Raw genomic sequence first — 4111 nt, 5'->3', positions numbered from 1 at the left:
ATTAAAAAAACTCAGTAAATATTTGTTAATCTATAGGTGTATAGTTTCCTGGTTGGTCAGCTTGAGCGCTTGTGTGACCATTAGGTTCCCGAACCTTTATTCGCAATCTTTCGCCAACTCTCAATTCTAGTTTTTGATTCAGTGTGTAGTTCATGGCTGTCATGAATATTGCACCTCCTAATTTAAGCTCTGACGATACTTATCAAAACCCCAATTTCCTGTGTGTCTAAATGAAGTGATTTATCACTATCGGCTTACCTATCAATTAACAAATATTTACTGAGTTTTTTTAATTTTTAATTTAATGTTAATCATAGGTTAATTGCATGATAATATACAGTGTAATACATATTTGTGTTCTTCAACGTCAGCATTGGAACAAAAATTTATGTAATAGTACATAAAAACTACATCCTACATATCAAGTTAGTAAATCAATTCGATGCTGTGTTGCTGGATAACAAATAAGAGGATAGGACTACCCTTTCAAGGTGGGTAAAAATTTTGGTCAAAAAATTCCTCCTTAATCTCTTGACTCTGTGTTCTCTGCGCCTCTGTGGTTAAATTAATTACTTTTTAACCGCTCCAGACGCAGAGAGCGCAGAGAGAAAAAAGAGATTTTACCAATCACCTTGAAAGGGCTAGTCATAGAGAATACTCGGCTGCCTTGGAATACAAAGAATTCAAGTCAAAATCATTGACCTTGTAAAAATTTATTGCAGAGTTATGAAAAGAATTGCAATTATCGGCGGCGGTACTGGCGGACTAATCACAGCTTACTTATTAGAGAAGAAAAGTTCAGAGAATTTAGACATCACTCTGTTTGAATCCAACGAAAGAGTCGGTGGAAAAATCCTTACAAGACAGTTTGAGACAGCCGCAGTTACTTACGAAGCTGGCGTAGCAGAAATCTATGATTATTCTCACTTAGGACACGATCCCTTGCGGCATCTGATTGCAGAACTGGGGCTACCGACAATTAATATGTTCGGACAAACAGTTGTATTTGGCGATCGGATCATGCGGCACAAAGGAGACATCAAACGTCACTTTGGCAAGAAGACGGTTAAAGCTATAGATAACTTTCGCAAACGTGGTAGTGCGCTTCTTAGCCCACAGAATTATTATGACGCTGGTTGGCCTGATGACAATCAGCATATCTGGGCACAACGTTCGTTCCAATCAGTACTTGCCAAGATTCCTGACGATGCAGCTAGACGTTTTTTGCAGGTAGCAGTACATAGCGATTTGGCCATTGAACCACATCTGACCAATGGCCTATTTGGTTTAGAGAACTGTCTGATGGACGATCCACGTTATCTACGACTTTATACAATCGCAGGTGGGATAGAACGTCTACCTCAGACGCTGAAACAGCAAATTTCTGCCCGGGTGCAGCTGAGCTGTCCGGTAGTGCGTGTCCAAAAGACTCATTACAATACCTACTGTGTTTCTTTCCGCCACAATGAACAAGTCGAGTCAAATGATTTCGACATTGTGGTGTTAGCTTTACCAAATTATTGGTTACCACGGATTGAGTGGGGTGGAAAGCGGTTAGCTTTGGCCATGCAAGAGCATCACGCATACTACGACAGCCCCGCACACTATCTCCGGATCAGCATTCTCTTTCAAAAGCCATTCTGGCGAAAGCTAATTACCGATTCCTATTTTCAATTAGATGCTTTTGGCGGCTGCTGTGTATATGATGAAAGCTCAAGATATGATGCGGGTACTTACGGTGTTCTCAGTTGGCTCTTAGGTGGTAGCGATGCTCTAATTATGAGCAACTATGAGGATCAGATTTTAATCCGTAAGGTGCTGGAAACACTCCCAAAATCATTGATAGAAGGACGAGACTTATTTATTGAAGGTCACGTTCATCGCTGGGTTGGAACAGTCAGTGCTCAACCTGGCGGTCATCCAATCAAGGGTTCTAAAGCTCGACATTTGCCAGAGCCTCAAGAACATCCTGGACTGTTCGTAGTCGGTGACTATCTATTTGATTCCACAATCAATGGCGTATTAGATTCAGCAGATATCGCCACAGATATGATCCTAAACTACTTCAAGAAACCAAAGCTTCACTCCACGCCTATCAACCATAAAAAAGCCAAGACTAGTAGTACTAACAAGTCTGATTTTGATGACTACAATGGCAAGCAGCGCGAGCAAAAAGTACTTGAAGAATATTTTGACAAGAAATATATCATCAAGCTGATCGATATTGTCTGGAGAAGGAAGCCTCCTTATCGACTATTAAATTCAGGTGCGGCTAACGGACTGACTCTGGCTGCCTTGGCAAAAGAAGGTATTGACGCTTGGGGGATTGAGAATAACGAGTACATTCACAAACAGACGCACCGAAAGCTAAGACATAAAAATCTTCTTGCTGATATACGCGCTCTACCGTTTGCAGACAACTATTTCGATTTTGTATATGATACCTGCCTCTGCCACATTCCTGATAGCGATATCGATCAAGCCATACAAGAGTTGCATCGAGTTGTTAAGTACGGAATCTGTTTACAAGCAGTAACAAGTGATGCAGTACAAAAGTCCGCTAAAAAGCAATTATTTGATAGTGTACAAAGCTTTCACAGCACCCAAGAGTGGTCGGAGCGATTTGTGCGTAATGGTTTCCAATTGGCAATAAACGAGCCCCAAGTCTTGGACAAAGTTTGGAAATGCGAGAAAAAGGTAACCGCAGGTGAGACTTGGTATCCAACACGAGAAAGTATGAAATACTGTTTCTACACGAAGCAGGAAAATATTCGCCTTCCTTTGATGATGGAGCTCATCTTGAGGACAGCGAGTCATCTACTCACCTAGATTTCGTCAGCTTACAAAAGTTTTCGATCTACTGACTTTAGTCCTTGTGTTAAGCACTTCAGTGCTTACTACGTAACAGGCTTTCGTTAACTTGATGGACTATTAGTGAAACCAAAAGCATTTACGTAATTTTTTAACTTTGCAGGACAAGTACTTTAAGTAACTTAATGCATCAACTGCTACTCACTTTCATAGTTAGCGTTAGGATAGCTATGTATTTTTTGGAAGTATAAATATGGCTCAAGCTTTTTACGTAAATCCAGTATCAGGCAGTAATACTAACCCAGGTAGCCAACAAGCCCCGTTCAAAACTATTACGCAAGCCCTTAAGGTAGCTACAGACAACACCAAGATTCAACTGGCAGATGGTAATTACAATGCTGCTAGCGGTGAAGTCTTTCCCCTAACGATTCCCTCTGGTGTCACAGTGGTAGGTAACGAAGCCAACAAAGGTAATGGCATTTTGATTGAAGGGAGTGGTAGTTACTTAAGCCGTACTTTTGCTGCTCAGAATGTCACATTTGTGTTATTAGATAAAGCCGAATTGCGGGGAGTGACCGTAACAAATTTGGCTAGCCGTGGTAGTGGTGTCTGGATTGAATCAACTGCCCCTACTGTTGCCAATAGCACCTTCATCAATAATAAACGGGAGGGAGTATTTGCAACAGGCGAGGCTAATCCAGTTATTCTCGGTAATGTGTTCAGTGAGAATGCAGCCAATGGAATTGCGATCGCCAAAAATTCTAAAGGTAAAATTGAAAATAACACCTACTTTAAAACAGGTTTTGGCATTGCCATTAGTGATACTGCATCACCCACCCTTCGAGATAACAGAATTTATGAAAACCGTTCTGGGATTATCATCTCTGGTAGCGCTCGTCCGGTATTACGCAATAATGTCAGTGAAAATAACACTGATGATGGTATCACAGTAATTGGAACTGCTCTACCGGATATGGGCAGTACCAATAATCCAGGAGGTAATACTCTACGCAATAACGGTAAATTTGATTTGCAAAATGCCAGTTCCAATAAGCTAGTTTCTTTAGGAAATAAAATAGATGCGTCTAAAGTCGCTGGAAACATAGAGTTTGCAGATAGTTCGGTTCCAACACCAATAGCAACACCAACACCAATAGCAACACCAACACCAATAGCAACACCAACACCAATAGCAACACCGACACCAATAGCAACACCAACACCAATAGCAACACCAACACCAATAGCAACACCAACACCAACACCAACACCAACACCAACACCAACACCAATAGCAACA

Annotated in this window: 3 protein-coding genes; 2 read left to right on the top strand and 1 reads right to left on the bottom strand. The window is 41.1% G+C overall.

Annotation, left to right across the window (positions count from 1 at the left end):
* Positions 1-25: 25 nt before the first annotated feature.
* Positions 26-163: a hypothetical protein gene (locus LC605_RS31475; RefSeq protein ID WP_229551323.1), complete on the bottom strand. Its 138-nt coding sequence runs from the start codon at positions 161-163 to the stop codon at positions 26-28.
* Positions 164-726: 563 nt separating this feature from the next.
* Between LC605_RS31475 and LC605_RS31470 the strand changes: the two genes are divergently transcribed.
* Both LC605_RS31470 and LC605_RS31465 read left to right on the top strand, forming a co-directional pair.
* Positions 727-2829 carry an FAD-dependent oxidoreductase gene (locus LC605_RS31470; RefSeq protein ID WP_229551322.1) on the top strand — a complete coding sequence of 701 codons (2103 nt, stop codon included), beginning with the start codon at positions 727-729 and terminating at the stop codon, positions 2827-2829.
* Positions 2830-3064: 235 nt separating this feature from the next.
* Positions 3065-4111, top strand: a 1047-nt coding sequence (locus LC605_RS31465) for a DUF1565 domain-containing protein (RefSeq protein WP_229551321.1), incomplete at its 3' end; no start/stop codon positions are given.

Origin of the sequence: Nostoc sp. CHAB 5836 (assembly GCF_020829445.1) — a bacterium.
Taxonomy (GTDB): Bacteria; Cyanobacteriota; Cyanobacteriia; order Cyanobacteriales; family Nostocaceae; genus Nostoc.
Note: the sequence above shows the minus strand (reverse complement) of the source record. Positions and strands in the feature narration are given on the sequence as shown.